Raw genomic sequence first — 14,731 nt, 5'->3', positions numbered from 1 at the left:
GGCGGCGCACCGCCGGCGCTGAACTATCCGGTCAGTACCGTGAAATCTCGACAAGCTCCGCCTCCCCTGCGGCCGGCTGCTGCAAAAATAGGCCGGCAAGCTGGGTAAAGCCCTGCGGGTCGTCCGAAACGAAATACTGCGTGCCCCCCGGTCCTGCGCCCTGCTCAACCTGCGTGCGCGCGGCATTCGCCGCTTCCGCGCCGGAGTCGATCAGCGTCACTCCTTGCATGAAGTCCCCAATCACATCCGCCAGCAGTGGGTAATGCGTGCAGCCCAGGATCAGCGTATCCACGCCCGCCTCCCGCAGCGGCGTTAAGTATTCGCGCACGACCGTTTCGATCACGATGTCGCCGCGCGACACACGACCGTTTTCCACCAGCGGCACGAACAGCGGACATGCGCACACCGTCAGCGCGAGCGGGGAACGCTCCGCGGTCAGGCGGCGCTCATACGCGCCCGACCGCACGGTCGCCACCGTGCCGATCACACCGATGCGCCCGTTTTTTGTTTCCCGCAGCGCGCGGCGGCACGCAGGCTCGACCGTGCCGATGATTGGGATATCGTTTTCCTCGCCGAGCAGGTCGAGCGCAACCGAAGAAACCGTATTGCAGGCGACGATGATCGCCTTCAGGTCGAACTGCCGGAGGAAAGCAACATCCTGCCGCGCGTATTTGATGATAATATCGCGGCCGCGCGTACCGTACGGCACGCGGCCGGTGTCCCCAAAATAGATGATCCGCTCCTGCGGCATGATCTCCTGCAGGCGGCGCACCGCGGTCAGCCCGCCCAAGCCGGAGTCGAACACGCCGATGGCCCGGTTATCCATGGCGCTCCTCCCACGCGAAAGAGATCAGCCGGTCGAGCAGCTCTGGATACCGCACGCCCTCATAATCGAACAGCTTGGGGTACATGCTGATCGAGGTAAAGCCCGGGATGGAATTCAGCTCGTTGAACACGACCTCCCCATCCGCATGGGTGACAAAAAAGTCCACGCGGGCCAAGCCGCGGCAGCCCAGCGCCCGATACACGCGCAGCGCGTTGCGCCGCACGGTTTCGATCTGCCGCTCGGTGATATGCGCCGGAATGTACAGCTTGGAGCTTTCATCCTTATATTTTGCGTCAAACGTATAAAATTCCTGGGTCGGCGCGATCTCGCCGACCGTGGAAGCGACCGGCTCGCGGTTGCCAAGCACCGCGCACTCGACCTCATGCCCGTCAATAAACTCCTCGACCAGCACCTTGTCGTCCAGCGCAAACGCCTCGGTCAGCCCCGCTGCCAGCTCGAGCATGTTGTTCGCCTTGGCCACGCCCACGGACGACCCCTGGGAACAGGGCTTGACGAACACAGGGAACGAACCGAGCTGTTCGGCCGCTGCGCGGACCACGCCCTCGGCGCCCCGCTCAAAGTCATGGCGCAGCGCCAGATAGTATTTCGCCTGCCGCACACCCGCGGTCTCCACCAGCACCTTGGTGATGGATTTATCCATGGAATTCGCGCTTGCCGCGACGCCACAGCCCACATAGGGGATGCCCGCCAGCTCCAGAAGGCCCTGGACCGTGCCGTCCTCGCCGCCCGCGCCGTGCAGGACCGGAAATACGCAGTCCAGCCGGACGGTTTCGGCCGCGCCCTCCCGCAGGAGAACCAGGCCATGCACGCCGCGGTCGGGCGGGAGCAGCGCCGGCACCAGATCCGCCATGCGCTCCCACGAGCCGTTCTCGATCCGCTCGACATCGCAAGTCGGGCAGTAGCGCCATGCCCCGTCGCGCGTGATGCCGACCGCGTAGATTTCGTATTTCGTCCTGTCCAGATTGCGCAGGATGGACGCCGCGGACAGGCAGGATATCTCATGCTCGCTTGAAATACCGCCGAACAATACCGCCAATTTCATTTTATGGAATTCGCCCCTTCTTGCTCTTTACTTCTTTTCATTCGTATACGGATAACATTATACGCCATATAGCGCATAAATACAATGAAAAACTATGCGTTTCCGCGCATCGTTCTTACAAAATTTACATTTGCTTCACACCTTTTTTTGAGATGCCCGTTGACAGCGCATATTATATATCATATAATATTATTGCAAACACAGAAAGAGGTGGCTTCCATGTCTTATCCCATCGCCTCCTCCCTGCTTGACGGTATCGTCCTTGCGGTGGTCGAGCGGGAGAGCACCTACGGCTACCGTATCACGCAGGATGTGCAGAAAGTGCTGGAAATATCGGAATCCACGCTGTATCCGGTGCTGCGCCGCCTACAGAAAGACGGTTGCCTGACGACCTATGACGAGGCCTTCGCCGGACGGAACCGGCGCTACTATAAGATCACCGACCACGGCCGCGCCCAGCTCCGGCAGCACCGGATCGACTGGCAGAATTACCGAAACGGGATCGACGCGATCTTTTTTGGAGGGTAAACCCATGAACAGAAGCGAGTATATGGCCGCGCTGCGCCGCGCGCTCTCCGTCCTGCCCGAGGAGGAGCGCGCCAGCGCGCTGCGCTATTATGAGGAATATTTTGACGATGCCGGTCCGGAAAACGAACGCCGGGTGATCGAGGACCTTGGCGCGCCGGAAACGGTTGCAGGGCAGATCCTTGCCGACTACCGCGAGCTGACCACCGTCCCTCGCCAGGGCGCCGCCGCTTCGGGCGCGCCAGCCGCGCCCAGGCGCGGCTGGCGCGGCATCAACCCCTGGCTGCTGCTCCTCCTCGTCGTGTTGGCGATTCCCATTGGGGTTCCGCTCGCCGGCGCTTTCATTGGTGTATGCGCCGCTGTGCTGGGCGTGCTGGCCGCCGTACTCCTGTCCGTGCTGGCGTTCGTGGTGGTGATCCCGCTCTGCCTGCTGGCCGCGGGCATCGTGCTGTGCGGCATTTCCTTTGTCCTCTGGGGCGCACCCGCGAACGCGCTCGTCACGCTGGGCTGCGGTCTGATGCTGTTCGCGCTCGGCGTGCTGGTGTCACTGTTGGCGATCAAGCTGTGTACGCTGTTTGTGCCGCCAGTGTTCCGCGCCTTTGTCGCGCTGCTGCGTTGGCCGTTCGATAAACTGAGAAGCCGTAATCAGGGAGGTGGGGTGCAATGAAAAAGCTGATCCTTGCCTGCTGCGCGCTGTTCGTGCTGGGCGGCGGGCTTGCCGCGGGCGGCTGGGCGGCAGGCGGCGAGCTGTACAGTTCTTATTACAGCGGCGCGTTCCACTCCCTGCGCGAGACTCTGCACATCCCGCACTGGCGGGAGTGGTGGGACGAGGACGGCGTCCGTCATTCCGGCTTTTTCCATGGCGCGCTAGACGAGATCCAGGACGAGGTGCGCGGCCATATCGACAATGCGCCGGAGGAGGGCCGGCCGGATTCCGACACTTCCCTGTATCCCAGCGGCCGCGCTGGCTATACTGTTTTTTACGGAAAGTCCGACACGCTCCTTCAGGAGCTTGACCTGTCGGTTGACGGAAATAGCGGTTCCGTCCTGGTGAAAGCTGGAACGGATTATACCGTCTCCGGCGGCGCCACCGTCCTGACCGACCATTTTGACGGCGAAGCATGGTCGCTGGCCCTGTTCTGCCGTGAGGGAGAGCAGGTCACGGTCACGCTCCCCGCGCTTGCCATGCTGCGCTCGGTCGGCATCCATTCGCAGGGCTGCAGCCTGGATTTTAACGGCTCCATCGCTGCCAGCGAAATCGATATCGAGCTGGCGGACGGCACGCTGAGCTGCGGCGAGCTTTTCGCATCCGGCGCGCTCGACCTGTCCATCGGAAGCGGGGGCGTCTATGCGGAACGGCTCTCCGCGGCGGAGCTGGATATCGAGGTCGAAAGCGGCGATCTGGACTGCGAAAGCCTGGCTGCAAACGATACCCTGGACCTTACCATTGAAAGCGGCACGGCTTCTGTCGATCTGCTCTCCGCCCCCGTCATTGAAGCAGAGGTCGGCACAGGCAGTCTGGATGCCGGTGTCGCGGTTTCCGACCATTTCGGCTATCAGGCCGTCGCTTCGGCAGGCTCGGTCTATCTGAACGGCACGGAGATCGCCGGAGATATGGCCGGCGCGCATCGCGCTTTCCAAAAGGGCAGCGACCCCATGCTCCGGCTGAACGTTGCGGGCGGCTATATCGAATTGGCCACCGATCCATCAGACGTTTCTGCAACGCGCCATACCGCAAGCTTTCCCTCTTGACGAACCCCTCAAAACAACGTATGATAGATGAAAAGGAGTCTTTACTATGAATGGTAAAAAGCTGTACCGCAGCGAATCCGACCGCATGCTGTGCGGCGTGTGCGCAGGCATTGCGGAGTATTTCCAGATCGATGCGACACTGATCCGCCTCGCCTGGGTATTCCTTTGCTGCTTCGGCGTGTTTCCTGGCGTAGTTGCCTATATCATCGCAGCGATCATCATTCCGACCCAAAGCGCGGTTCAATAAGCCTACCAACGAGAGGATGTGTCCCCCTTATGAATGAAAACCAGCAGCCCCTGCAGGACGAGGAAAACACCGCCAAAGAAAACCAGGCGGCCGCACCCGCCGAAGCCGCGGAAACCGGCGAGCCGGAGCAACCAGAAAGCCCCGCCGAGGACCGCGTATTCGGCATGCCGCGCACCTGCTTCCGCGGCACGGCGCTGGGCGTCGCATTCGGTTTTCTCCTGTGCGGCTTTGCCGGCATCCTGTTTGATGTCCAGTTGGACTCCACTATGTGCGTGATCGTATGCGCCGCAGCCGGCTACCTGATCTCCCGCATGGTGTACAAAAAGCGCGAGACGGACGCATCCCAGAACAGTAAATAACGCAAAAAGCAGCCGGCGAGCCCTGCCTGCTGCTTTTTTGCGCGATATTCCCTTGTCCCCAAAGCAAAGGAGGAAATCTTTCCATGAAAACCGCTGTCGTTTATTTCTCCCTCGGCGGTGCGACGCGCTCGTTCGCCCGTGCGGAAGCGAATGCGCGCGGCGCGGACCTGTTCGAAGCCGTGCCGGAGAAAAAATACAACCCGTTTTCCGCGCTTGTCCGCGGCTGCCACGCCGCCATGCGCCAGAAAAGCGTGCCGCTGTCGGAAGCGCCCGACCTGACCGGCTACGGGCACATCGTCCTGATGGCGCCGGTCTGGGGCGGCTTCCCCGCGCCGCCGTTCAACAGCATCGCCGGCCTGCTCCCGCGCGGCGCGGAGGTGGAGGCGCTGCTCGTTTCCGCCAGCGGAAGCAGTGAAAAAAGCCGCGCCAAGGTGCGCGCGCTGCTGGAAGCCCGGGGCTGTCGGGTCGTCGCCCAGCGCGACATCCGCTCGCACCGATGAGGGCGTACACCTATATCCTGCGCTGCGCGGACGGCACACTGTACTGCGGCTGGACCAACGATCTGACCGCCCGCCTCGCCGCGCACAACAGCGGAAGGGGTGCGAAATACACGCGCGGCCGCGGGCCGGTCACCCTGGCCTACAGCGAGCTGTTCGGCACGCAAGGGGAGGCCATGCGCCGCGAAGCGGCGCTCAAGCGGCTGCCGCGCCCGCAGAAGCTCGCGCTCATCCAGAGCCAGGCGGACGGAGAGCTGCTCACCATTTACGACGCCGACGGACGGCCCTGCGGCGACCGGCCGCGCGCGGTCGTACATGCACAGGGGTTGTTCCATCACGTCTGCCACCTGTGGACGGCCGGCCGGTGGGACGGCACGCCCGGGTTGTGGCTGCAGCAGCGGGCGTTTGACCGCCCGCTCTATCCCGGCGGGTACGATCTCTCCTCGACCGGACACATCGACCCCGGCGAAACGCCCGAAGCCGCCGTTCTGCGCGAGGCGCGCGAGGAGATTGGGCTGGACCTGTCCCCCGACAGTCTGGTTTCGGGCGGCAGCTACCGCCAGCGCTACCCGCGCGGCGAGAGCGGCGGCTTTGACGATGAGTTGGCGTTCGCTTTCCTGACCCGTTTGGACGGCATACCGGCTTTCTCGCCGGGCAGCGAGGTCGTGGGCATGGCTTTTGTCCCGCTGGACGTCTTCGCCGCCGCGTATGAAGGCGCCGCGCCGCTCATGGGGCGGCGCGCGGACGGGAGCCGCCTGACCATCCCGCACGAAAACTTGTGCTGCCTGCACGACGCGGAGTGGGAGGGTGTCCGCAGCGCGCTGCAGACGCTACTCGCCCCCGAAAGCGCAAAATAAAAAGGGCTATCCCTCGGACAGCCCTTTTTCCATTCATTTGCCCATTGCGCCAAGCACAATATTGCACCCCAGGCAGGCCGCGGCGCAGACCGCATACACGACCGCCCGCTGGCGGCACGCCCTCGCCTTGGGATCCTCCTGCTTGTCCGCCTGTTCGGTGCGGCCGCAGATCATGCCGTACCGAAGCTGCTGAAAGATCGTCAGCCCCGCGAATGCGGCGAACATGACGAGCAGCACACGCTGCACGGTTTCCATCTCAGTGGATCAGGTTGAGTACGAGCGCCGCGATCACGAAGATCACGCCGACAACCGAGGTCAGGCGCGCGAAGATCTTATCCGCCGCGGTCGCCTTGCCGGAGCCGAAGAACGTTTCCGCGCCGCCGGAGATCGCACCCAGGCCCTGCTGCGCGCCATTCTGGAGCAGTACAACGACAATCAGGAACAGGCTGGCGACAATCATTACGATTGAAAGAGCGATTTGTGCAGTAGTCATGGCTTTTATTCCTCCATTATTTTATCGCGCGGTGCCGCGCGTTTTACTTGCGTACATGGTACTATATCACACGAACGCCGGTTTTTCAAGTGTTTTTTTACAAAAAAGGCTTCAAAATGCCTTTCAAGGGGTCTCCGGCCACGTTTGCATACACCTTGCGGCCGACAAGGTCCACCACCGCGAGCCGGATCGTCGACCAGCCGCCCTGCTCCCCCTCGTAATGCCGCTCCGCGGACAGCTTTTTAATTTTTTTCTGCAGCGCCTTATCGGCGGGACCGGTAACCAGTATCAGCGAAACCAGGGAAAAGCTGTGCTGTGCGTCCGCCTGCACCAGCGCGTCCTCGGCCTCCGCGGCGTATGTCCACCACCCGTCCAGCGCCGCTTCCTCCAGATCGGGCGCGGCGAACAGCAGCCGGTACTCATGCGCATGGGTGGTGCTGCCGGTCGGCATAATGCCGAGGATCTTGCGCTCGCTGCTGACGCTGAAGCTGCTCAGCAGCGCTGCCGTGCGGCCCGCGACCTCGACGTTCCGCCGCGAAACGAACGCCTCGTCCTGTCCTTCTTGCAGTCTGTCGCGGAACGCAACAAATTCGGTTGAAAAATCCATATCCATCCTTCTTCCGCTCACAGGTCGGGCGGGTATTCACCCCGCCTTGTCATATCCGCGATCGCGGCGCTGACCACCGGCTTATCCTCCCGATAGGTCACGCCGAACCAGCGCGCGTCCGTCGTCAGCACCTTGGCCGAGGCGCGCCCCGCTTCGATCAGCTCGTCCACGGCAAACGGCAGGTAGTATTCGCCTTTCATCGGGTTGAGCGGCAGCTTTTCCGCAAAAAAGCGGCGCAGCCCCTGGTCGAGCGCGGGCAGAAACGAGGGGGTAAAGCCCCAAAGGTTCATGGAAACCGGCGTCCCCTCCGGAATGGCGCCGGCCGGCGCGTCCCCGTCCGCGGCATAGACGATCGCACCGTCCGCGGCGCGCGCGATCGCGGTGCGCTCGACGATGCTGGTCAGGAACCCGTCCCCGTCCGCCGTGCAGACACCACGGGAAACCGTGCCGTTTTCCGTCAGCGTATTCTCCACCCGATAACCGACCATGCAGTAGCGGTATTTTTCGTCGTCCGCCGCCGACGAGAGATAGGCATAAATCTGCCGAAACGCGTCCGCCCCATAAAAATCATCCGCGTTAATGACCGCGATCGGGCAGCCGCCGGCCAGCTCCTTCGCGCACCAGACCGCGTGCGCCGTGCCGAGCGGCTTTTCCCTGCCCGCCGGCGCCGCCAGCCCCGCGGGCAAGCGGTCGAGCGTCTGATAGGCATACTCCACCTGCATGAAACGGCGCGCCTTTTGTCCGATCGCACGCTCAAACGCCTCGTGCAGCTCCGGCCGGATGATGAACACCACCCGTTCAAAGCCCACCCGGTGCGCGTCGTAAATCGAATAATCCAGAATGATCTGCCCGCCCGGGCCGACCGGATCGATCTGCTTGAGTCCGCCGTAGCGCGACCCCATGCCCGCGGCCATGATCACCAAAACCGGTTTTTGCATCGCTTGCTCCCTCTTCCCTGACAGGCACGGCCCTTTCCCGCGCCGCATCGTCCCGCTTTTCCGCGTTTAATTTGCCATCCTTTTGGCATACTTTATTATTATACAAGACCGTATCAGAAAACACAAGATGTTTGCACACCGCTTCGGGTTTTTTGTAGAAAAACATGAAAATCCGCAAAAGGCCTTGCGGACGATTGCAAAATCAGGGGAAAACTGTTAAAATATTGCCGTTAAAAATATATCAGAGTGTAAAACGCGATCTGTAGAGAGAGGATTTTGTTTCGATGCGTAAAACAAAGATTATTTGCACGCTCGGCCCCGCGACCGACGCGGTCCTGCCCGAAATGATTAAGGCGGGCATGAACGTTGCCCGTATGAACTTCAGCCACGGCTCCCACGAGGAGCACAAGGCGCGCATGGACGCCGTAAAGGCCGCGCGCGCGGCGCTTGGCATGCCGGTCGGCATCATGCTCGATACCAAGGGGCCGGAGATCCGGACCAAGACATACCAGGACGGCAAAATCGAAATCGTGGAGGGGCAGGAATTCACCCTGACCACCCGCGATATCGAAGGCGACAATACGATCGTTTCCATCACCTATGACGGCCTGCCGAACGACGTCAAGCCCGGCACCCGCATCCTGATCGACGACGGCTTGGTGGCGTTCGACGTGGTGGAGATCAAAAACGGCACCGACATTGTGTGTAAGGCGCTCAACGGCGGCCCGCTGTCCAACCGCAAGTCCATCAACGTACCCGGCATCAAGCTGAACATGAAGTTCGTCTCCGACAAGGACCGCGAGGATATTGAGTTCGGCCTGACCCAGGGCATTGATTTCATCGCCGCCTCCTTTACCCGCAGCGCGCAGGACGTGCGCGACCTCAAGGCCATCCTCAAGGCGCACGGTAAGGAGGATGTCGAGATCATCTGCAAGATCGAGAATATGGAAGGCGTCAACAACATCCAGGAGATCCTGGACGAGGCCAACGGCGTCATGGTCGCCCGCGGCGACCTGGGCGTTGAGGTCCCGTTCGAGGAGCTGCCCGAGATCCAGAAGAACATCATCAAAACCTGTATCTCGCGCGGCAAGCGCGTCGTGACCGCGACCCAGATGCTCGAATCCATGGCCAAAAACCCGCGCCCGACCCGCGCCGAGGTTTCCGACGTTGCCAACGCCGTTTACGACGGCACCAGCGCCATCATGCTGTCCGGCGAAACTTCGGTCGGCAAGTATCCGGTCGAGACGGTCGCCACCATGAGCCGCATCGCGGAGAACGCGGAGCGCACCATCCACTACGACCGCCGCCGCACCACCCGCTTGGAATTCCAGAACATGAACGTCGGCGGCGACCCCAAAACCAACGCCATCGCGCACGCGACCTGCTCGACCACGCACGACCTCGGCGCGAAGTGCATCGTCGCCTTCACCGACTCCGGCATGAGCGCGCGCGCCGTATCGACCTACCGCCCGGGCGCGGCCATCATCGGCGCCACCCCGTCCGAAAAGACCTACCACCGCCTGACCATGTCCTGGGGCGTCACGCCGGTGCTCGTCCCCAACCGCCCGTCCTCGGACGCGGAGCTGTTCGAGCTTTCCGCCAAGGCGGCGGTCGCGTCCTGCGGACTCGAGGCCGGCGATATTATGACGGTCACCGCCGGTGTGCCGATCGGCAAGGTCAACTACACCAACAGTCTGCGTGTGCTGCAGCTCACGGAGGAGCTTCTCGCACACGGCTTCCAGGACTGATCTTCCCATGTCGGTAAAACGCTTCCAGCGCAGCCTCGTGCGCGTGCTCACCGTGCTTGTGGTCATTTCCATCTTGGCCTGTCTGGGCCTGTACCTGTACCGGATGTTTTTCGGCTACAACCGCGATTCCTCCCTGTTTGAGGCGGACCTCGCCGCCGGCGTTAAGGCGGACGAGAACATCACCAATATCGCCCTGTTCGGCTTGGACGTCCGTCCGGAGGAGGAGAACTGCCGCTCGGACACCATGATGATCGTCACGGTGGACAACACGCGCGGCAAGATCAAGCTGATCTCGCTCATGCGCGATTCGCTTGTCTCGATCGACGGATACGGCGAGACCAAACTCAATGAGGCCTACTTCTACGGCGGGCCGAGCCTTGCTATACGCACCATAAACGAGAGCTTCGGCACGGATATTACGGACTATATCGCGGTCAACTTCAACCAGCTCGTCGAGATCATCAACGCGATGGAAGGCGTTGAGATCGACGTGCAGGATTATGAGCTGGACGAGCTGAACCGCGTCATCCGTGATTACGGCCTGGAACAGGGGCAGACCTTCCAGAGCGTGCAAAGCGCCGGCCTGCAGACGCTGGACGGCGTGCAGGCGCTGTGCTACGGGCGTATCCGCAAGGGCGGAACCGGCGACGACTGGGGGCGCGTGGAGCGACAGTCAATCGTGCTGAACGCGCTGTTTGACAAGGTCCAGTCCCTGAGCGCCAGCAGGTTGATCGGCCTGATGCAGAAGTTGATGCCCTATGTGACGACCTCGCTTTCCCCGACCGAGATCGCGCCGCTCATCGTCGGCGCGGTCAGGAACGGCATGCCTGCACTGGAGCACACCCGCGTCCCGCTGGACGGGGAGTGGAACTACTACGGCTCGTCCGGCGAATATATCCTGTACGACCTGGATGTCGCCGCGGACCATATCCACGAGTATATTTATAACGACGTTTTCCCCGGCGATACCTCAGGCTCCCACGCCGCCAACGGCACGGATGCAGGCAACGGTTCCGGCACGGACGGTGCCGGCCCCATGGGCGGCATCGATTTTGATGAGCCGCCGACCGGCCCCATGACCACGGACGATTCGCTTTCGTCCGGCAGCGCCGAGGACCCAGCCTCCCTCGCGGAGGAGGGCGGCTGGTACGACGAGGAAACCGGCGATTATTACGATTCCGACGGAGACCGCTATTATCTGGACGAAAGCGGAAAACGGGTGTATTATTAAGTCAATATGATCGATGCAAGGGGGTATGACACACGATCATACCCCCTTATTTCAGAATTCTGAGAAAAAAGGAAGACCTCTGCTATGTATGTGAAACGTGTTCTCCCCAACGGCGTGCGCCTGATTACCGAGCGGATCGACACTGTGCGCACCGCGTCCGTCGGCATCTGGGTCGGCAACGGCAGCCGCTATGAGCCGGCCGCGCTCGGCGGCATCTCGCACTTTATCGAGCACATGATCTTCAAGGGTACGGACAAGCGCTCCGCCCGGCATATCGCCATCGCGATCGACGCGCTTGGCGGACAGGCCAACGCATTCACAGACAAGGAATGCACCTGCTACTACATGAAGGTGCTGGACAAGCGCCTGCAGACCGGCGTTTCCATCCTGGCCGATATGTTCATGCACTCCCGCTTCGCGCAGGAGGATATCGACCTGGAGCGGGGCGTCGTGCTGGAGGAGATCGATATGTACGAGGACTCGCCGGAGGACGTGGCGATCGACAAGCTATTTGAGGCCTGCTACGCCGGCTCGGCGCTCGGCCGGCCCATCCTCGGCACGGCCGAAACGCTGCAGACGATCAACTCGGAAGCCATGCACGACTACATGCGCCGCTATTACCGCCCCGCGGACACCGTGGTATCCGTTTCCGGCCACTTCACGGAGGAGGACCTGGATTACATCGCGGAGTTATTCTCCCATATGGAGGGCGAGGGCCGCAACCAGATCACGCCCGCCGCTTACCAGCCCAGCCTGGTGCTGCGCGAAAAGGAGATCGAGCAGAACCACCTGTGCCTGTCCTTCCCCGGCGTTTCGCTTCTGTCCGAGGAGCGCTTCGCCATGAACCTGTTAAGCTCCATCTTGGGCGGCGGCATGTCCTCCCGCCTGTTCCAAAGCGTGCGCGAGCAGAACGGCCTCTGCTATTCGGTCTATACCTTCACCACCCCGCATCTGGATACCGGCCTGTTCTCGATCTACACCGGCCTCGGTCCGGAAACCGAGCAGAAAGCGCTTGCGCTGATCGTGCGCGAGCTGCATGAATTCTGCGATAACGGTCCGGAGCCGGATGAGCTGTCCCGCTGCCGTGAGCAGGTCAAGACCAACCTGCTCATGGGGCTGGAAAGCACCGGCACCCGCATGATGACCATTGGCCGCAGCGAGCTGCTGCGCGGAGAGGTTTCCGCGATCGAGCAGGTGCTCGGCGCTTATGATCGGGTCACGGCCGACGACCTGCTTGCGCTCGCGCGCCGTGTGTTCGACTTTTCGCAGGCCTCGCTCGCCGTGGTCGGGCAGCCAGAAAAGCAGGAGACCTACCGCGCGCTGCTGCAGTAACGGCCAGCCTCCTCCCCGTCTCTTGACATCCCCCCTGTTCTGGTATACTATACACACAGAGAGTAAACGGAAGCGTTGTTTTGTGGGGAGAGAATGAAAATGAGGAGACTTTTATCCATATTGGCAGCCGCCTGCCTGCTGTGCTGCCCGCTTTCCGGCTGCAGCTCGGTACCGTCTGATGATGACAGGGCTGGGGCTGACATGCGCCTGTCACCGGTCAGCCTGACGGAAGAAGAAACCGAACTGCTTTGGCTCGCGGGTGTGGATGTACCGAGCAGCGCCTCATTCACCCTGTATGACTACCAGACGGACGGAAACCTGCACGCGATCTTTTTCTCACGTTACCTGTTAAACGATGCGCTCGAATGGGAAAAGGACGATTCTTTCTCCCCGGGCGCCTTTGACGAAACGCCGCTTGATGCCGCGGGGCGTCTCTCCCTGACCCTAGGGGAGGACGGCGCCTACACGTTTTATGTCCGCGCGGAGGGCGGGCTTGGCTACAGCCATCCGGCGCCCCAGCTTCCGGAGGGCCTGCCCGGATCCGCCGCAGTCGGCGCAAGCAGTCAGACAGAACCGCTTACCATCACTTACGGCCAGGAAATCCCTCTGCTCATCCGCACGATACGGGACGATGACTCGCTGGCGCTGTTTGCGCTGGGCGAGACGCTGGAGAACGATCCCGAGCAGCTTGAGCGGTTCCGCAGCGCTGCCTTTACCGAAGCCTACACCGTTACGTTTTTCGACCAGATCCCACAGATATGACAAAAGCCGTCCGCAGGTGCGGACGGCTTTTTCTTTACCGGTCAACGACCGGTATTTCGGCTTCGTCTTTTTCATCCAGATGGTTCAGGTAATGCCTGGTCTCTCGCGCAATCACGCCAGACAGCAGCAATACCGCAATCAGGTTGGGTACCGCCATAAGCGCGTTCAGAATGTTCGCTACCGTCCAAGCAAGGTCGAGGGAAAGCACCGGCCCGATCACGATGACCAAGATGAACGCCAGCTTATAGGGCAGCATGCCCTTGGCCCCAAACAGGTATTCACAGCAGCGCTCGCCGTAATACGACCAGCCCAGAATCGTGGAATAGGCAAATGTGATGATGCCAACCACCAGAATCAGCGGCCCAAGCACCGGAATCTGGGAAAACGCCGCCGTTGTCATCTGGCCGCCATCCGCAAACTGGTCCATGTTGATGCCCGGGTTTTTCATCACGGTCGTTACCAGCACCAGGCCGGTCATCAGACACACCACCACCGTGTCCCAAAACGTGCCAGTTGAGGAAACCAGCGCCTGCCGCACCGGATTGCGCGTCTGTGCGGCCGAGGCGACCAGAGGCGCGGAGCCCATGCCGGATTCGTTGGAGAACAGTCCGCGCGCCACGCCGTACTGCATCGCCAGGCGGATGCCTCCGCCGGTCAGTCCGCCGGCCACGGCGCCGGGCTGGAACGCCAGCGTAAAGATCGCCTGCAGCGCTGGCAGGATAAAATCCCAGTTGATGCACAGGATAACAACGCAGCCCACCACATAGAACGCGGCCATAAGTGGAACCAGCCTTTCACACACGACCGCGATCGATTTGATGCCGCCGATGATGACCACCGCCGTGATTGCCGCGAATACGATACCAATGGCCAGCGGCGGGATGTAGATCGGGCTGTTGCCCTGAATGATCTCGGAAATTGCGTTGATCTGCGTGCCGCAGCCGATGCCGAATGAGGCCAGCATGGCAAACGCGGCGAACACCACGCCCAGCCACTTCATATGCAGGCCGCGCTCCAGCGCATACATGGCGCCACCCTGCATCCGTCCATCCTTTGTCTGCACACGGTATTTGACGGCAATCAGGCTTTCCGCGTATTTGGTCGCAATGCCAAACACACCGGTCAGCCAGCACCACAGCACCGCGCCCGGCCCGCCGAGGAATACCGCCGTCCCCACGCCCACGATATTGCCCGTGCCGATGGTCGAGGCCAGCGCGGTCGTCAGCGCCTGGAATTGGCTCACGTCACCCGGCGAATCCGGATCCTTCGTCAGCGACAGACGGATGCCGGTCAATGTCTTGCGTTGGATAAAGCCTGTGCGCACCGTCATGAACAGATGTGTGCCAAGCAGCAGGACGATCATGGGCAGCCCCCAGATCCAATTGTCTATCGCCGACACAAGGTTAGAAAATTTCTCCACAGCCGATCCCCTTTTTCACTTCCACGAAGCCACGTACGCACGGAATCGTGCAGCCCCGCAGTATGCTTTGTATT

Annotated in this window: 18 protein-coding genes; 11 read left to right on the top strand and 7 right to left on the bottom strand. The window is 61.6% G+C overall.

The features are described from left to right. Positions 1 to 31 precede the first annotated feature (31 nt). Positions 32 to 826: a glutamate racemase gene (murI, locus tag DBQ51_RS11015; RefSeq protein WP_054327017.1), complete on the bottom strand. Its 795-nt coding sequence runs from the start codon at positions 824 to 826 to the stop codon at positions 32 to 34. Next, positions 819 to 1,889, bottom strand: coding sequence for a D-alanine--D-alanine ligase family protein (locus DBQ51_RS11010; protein ID WP_054327018.1), 1,071 nt, complete (start codon positions 1,887 to 1,889; stop codon positions 819 to 821). The genes murI and DBQ51_RS11010 overlap by 8 nt, the downstream gene beginning before the upstream one ends. Before the next feature lie 219 nt (positions 1,890 to 2,108). On the opposite strand from DBQ51_RS11010, the gene DBQ51_RS11005 reads away from it, so the two are divergent. The 7 genes from DBQ51_RS11005 to DBQ51_RS17450 all read left to right on the top strand — a co-directional run bounded on the left by DBQ51_RS11005 (position 2,109) and on the right by DBQ51_RS17450 (position 6,126). After that, on the top strand, positions 2,109 to 2,417 hold the full coding sequence (locus DBQ51_RS11005) for a PadR family transcriptional regulator (RefSeq protein WP_054327019.1): 309 nt from the start codon (positions 2,109 to 2,111) through the stop codon (positions 2,415 to 2,417). Positions 2,418 to 2,421: 4 nt separating this feature from the next. Then, on the top strand, positions 2,422 to 3,081 hold the full coding sequence (locus tag DBQ51_RS11000) for a DUF1700 domain-containing protein (RefSeq protein ID WP_054327020.1): 660 nt from the start codon (positions 2,422 to 2,424) through the stop codon (positions 3,079 to 3,081). Then, positions 3,078 to 4,166: a DUF4097 family beta strand repeat-containing protein gene (locus tag DBQ51_RS10995; protein ID WP_107631587.1), complete on the top strand. Its 1,089-nt coding sequence runs from the start codon at positions 3,078 to 3,080 to the stop codon at positions 4,164 to 4,166. Before DBQ51_RS11000 ends, DBQ51_RS10995 begins: the two co-directional genes overlap by 4 nt. A gap of 46 nt (positions 4,167 to 4,212) precedes the next feature. Further along, positions 4,213 to 4,413 (top strand): PspC domain-containing protein, encoded by a 201-nt coding sequence (locus DBQ51_RS10990; protein ID WP_054327022.1) that lies wholly within the window; start codon positions 4,213 to 4,215, stop codon positions 4,411 to 4,413. Between the two features lie 29 nt (positions 4,414 to 4,442). Continuing rightward, positions 4,443 to 4,772, top strand: a complete 330-nt coding sequence (locus DBQ51_RS10985; protein ID WP_107631586.1) for a hypothetical protein — start codon at positions 4,443 to 4,445, stop codon at positions 4,770 to 4,772. Positions 4,773 to 4,855: 83 nt separating this feature from the next. Continuing rightward, on the top strand, positions 4,856 to 5,272 hold the full coding sequence (locus tag DBQ51_RS10980) for a hypothetical protein (RefSeq protein WP_054327024.1): 417 nt from the start codon (positions 4,856 to 4,858) through the stop codon (positions 5,270 to 5,272). Beyond that, positions 5,269 to 6,126 carry a GIY-YIG nuclease family protein gene (locus DBQ51_RS17450; protein WP_107631585.1) on the top strand — a complete coding sequence of 286 codons (858 nt, stop codon included), beginning with the start codon at positions 5,269 to 5,271 and terminating at the stop codon, positions 6,124 to 6,126. Before DBQ51_RS10980 ends, DBQ51_RS17450 begins: the two co-directional genes overlap by 4 nt. 33 nt (positions 6,127 to 6,159) lie before the next feature. Here DBQ51_RS17450 and DBQ51_RS10970 read toward each other — a convergent pair whose 3' ends face one another. The 4 genes from DBQ51_RS10970 to DBQ51_RS10955 all read right to left on the bottom strand — a co-directional run bounded on the left by DBQ51_RS10970 (position 6,160) and on the right by DBQ51_RS10955 (position 8,164). Continuing rightward, entirely contained in the window at positions 6,160 to 6,381 is a 222-nt protein-coding gene (locus DBQ51_RS10970) for a hypothetical protein (protein WP_054327025.1), read from the bottom strand. A 1-nt stretch (position 6,382) separates the two neighbouring features. Continuing rightward, on the bottom strand, positions 6,383 to 6,619 hold the full coding sequence (gene secG, locus DBQ51_RS10965) for a preprotein translocase subunit SecG (protein ID WP_054327026.1): 237 nt from the start codon (positions 6,617 to 6,619) through the stop codon (positions 6,383 to 6,385). A 97-nt stretch (positions 6,620 to 6,716) separates the two neighbouring features. Then, positions 6,717 to 7,226 carry a hypothetical protein gene (locus tag DBQ51_RS10960; RefSeq protein ID WP_107631584.1) on the bottom strand — a complete coding sequence of 170 codons (510 nt, stop codon included), beginning with the start codon at positions 7,224 to 7,226 and terminating at the stop codon, positions 6,717 to 6,719. Positions 7,227 to 7,243: 17 nt separating this feature from the next. Beyond that, positions 7,244 to 8,164 (bottom strand): sugar phosphate nucleotidyltransferase, encoded by a 921-nt coding sequence (locus DBQ51_RS10955; protein WP_107631583.1) that lies wholly within the window; start codon positions 8,162 to 8,164, stop codon positions 7,244 to 7,246. 284 nt (positions 8,165 to 8,448) lie between these two features. On the opposite strand from DBQ51_RS10955, the gene pyk reads away from it, so the two are divergent. From pyk to DBQ51_RS10935, 4 genes are all read left to right on the top strand, one after another. Beyond that, positions 8,449 to 9,912, top strand: a complete 1,464-nt coding sequence (gene pyk / locus DBQ51_RS10950) for a pyruvate kinase (RefSeq protein WP_054327030.1) — start codon at positions 8,449 to 8,451, stop codon at positions 9,910 to 9,912. A 7-nt stretch (positions 9,913 to 9,919) separates the two neighbouring features. Continuing rightward, positions 9,920 to 11,143, top strand: a complete 1,224-nt coding sequence (locus DBQ51_RS10945) for an LCP family protein (RefSeq protein WP_054327031.1) — start codon at positions 9,920 to 9,922, stop codon at positions 11,141 to 11,143. 84 nt (positions 11,144 to 11,227) lie between these two features. Beyond that, complete coding sequence (locus DBQ51_RS10940; protein WP_107631582.1) at positions 11,228 to 12,475, top strand: M16 family metallopeptidase; 1,248 nt, start codon at positions 11,228 to 11,230, stop codon at positions 12,473 to 12,475. A gap of 99 nt (positions 12,476 to 12,574) precedes the next feature. Beyond that, positions 12,575 to 13,237, top strand: a complete 663-nt coding sequence (locus tag DBQ51_RS10935; protein ID WP_159068161.1) for a hypothetical protein — start codon at positions 12,575 to 12,577, stop codon at positions 13,235 to 13,237. A gap of 34 nt (positions 13,238 to 13,271) precedes the next feature. On the opposite strand, the gene DBQ51_RS10930 is transcribed toward DBQ51_RS10935, so the two are convergent. After that, positions 13,272 to 14,657, bottom strand: coding sequence for an alanine/glycine:cation symporter family protein (locus DBQ51_RS10930; protein WP_407923256.1), 1,386 nt, complete (start codon positions 14,655 to 14,657; stop codon positions 13,272 to 13,274). Positions 14,658 to 14,731 lie beyond the last annotated feature (74 nt).

This window comes from Agathobaculum massiliense (assembly GCF_900291975.1).
Lineage (GTDB): Bacteria > Bacillota > Clostridia > Oscillospirales > Butyricicoccaceae > Agathobaculum > Agathobaculum ammoniilyticum.
Note: the sequence above shows the minus strand (reverse complement) of the source record. Positions and strands in the feature narration are given on the sequence as shown.

Bases quoted from the DNA above. Each gene is read 5' to 3' on its own strand.
- DBQ51_RS10940 (WP_107631582.1), top strand. From the start codon at position 11,228: ATGTATGTGAAACGTGTTCTCCCCAACGGCGTGCGCCTGATTACCGAG.
- DBQ51_RS11005 (WP_054327019.1), top strand. From the start codon at position 2,109: ATGTCTTATCCCATCGCCTCCTCCCTGCTTGACGGTATCGTCCTTGCG.
- DBQ51_RS10995 (WP_107631587.1), top strand. From the start codon at position 3,078: ATGAAAAAGCTGATCCTTGCCTGCTGCGCGCTGTTCGTGCTGGGCGGC.
- DBQ51_RS10985 (WP_107631586.1), top strand. From the start codon at position 4,443: ATGAATGAAAACCAGCAGCCCCTGCAGGACGAGGAAAACACCGCCAAA.
- DBQ51_RS10990 (WP_054327022.1), top strand. From the start codon at position 4,213: ATGAATGGTAAAAAGCTGTACCGCAGCGAATCCGACCGCATGCTGTGC.
- DBQ51_RS11000 (WP_054327020.1), top strand. From the start codon at position 2,422: ATGAACAGAAGCGAGTATATGGCCGCGCTGCGCCGCGCGCTCTCCGTC.
- DBQ51_RS10970 (WP_054327025.1), bottom strand. From the start codon at position 6,381: ATGGAAACCGTGCAGCGTGTGCTGCTCGTCATGTTCGCCGCATTCGCG.
- DBQ51_RS10960 (WP_107631584.1), bottom strand. From the start codon at position 7,226: ATGGATTTTTCAACCGAATTTGTTGCGTTCCGCGACAGACTGCAAGAA.
- pyk (WP_054327030.1), top strand. From the start codon at position 8,449: ATGCGTAAAACAAAGATTATTTGCACGCTCGGCCCCGCGACCGACGCG.
- secG (WP_054327026.1), bottom strand. From the start codon at position 6,619: ATGACTACTGCACAAATCGCTCTTTCAATCGTAATGATTGTCGCCAGC.
- DBQ51_RS17450 (WP_107631585.1), top strand. From the start codon at position 5,269: ATGAGGGCGTACACCTATATCCTGCGCTGCGCGGACGGCACACTGTAC.
- DBQ51_RS10935 (WP_159068161.1), top strand. From the start codon at position 12,575: ATGAGGAGACTTTTATCCATATTGGCAGCCGCCTGCCTGCTGTGCTGC.
- murI (WP_054327017.1), bottom strand. From the start codon at position 826: ATGGATAACCGGGCCATCGGCGTGTTCGACTCCGGCTTGGGCGGGCTG.
- DBQ51_RS10980 (WP_054327024.1), top strand. From the start codon at position 4,856: ATGAAAACCGCTGTCGTTTATTTCTCCCTCGGCGGTGCGACGCGCTCG.
- DBQ51_RS10945 (WP_054327031.1), top strand. From the start codon at position 9,920: ATGTCGGTAAAACGCTTCCAGCGCAGCCTCGTGCGCGTGCTCACCGTG.
- DBQ51_RS11010 (WP_054327018.1), bottom strand. From the start codon at position 1,889: ATGAAATTGGCGGTATTGTTCGGCGGTATTTCAAGCGAGCATGAGATA.
- DBQ51_RS10955 (WP_107631583.1), bottom strand. From the start codon at position 8,164: ATGCAAAAACCGGTTTTGGTGATCATGGCCGCGGGCATGGGGTCGCGC.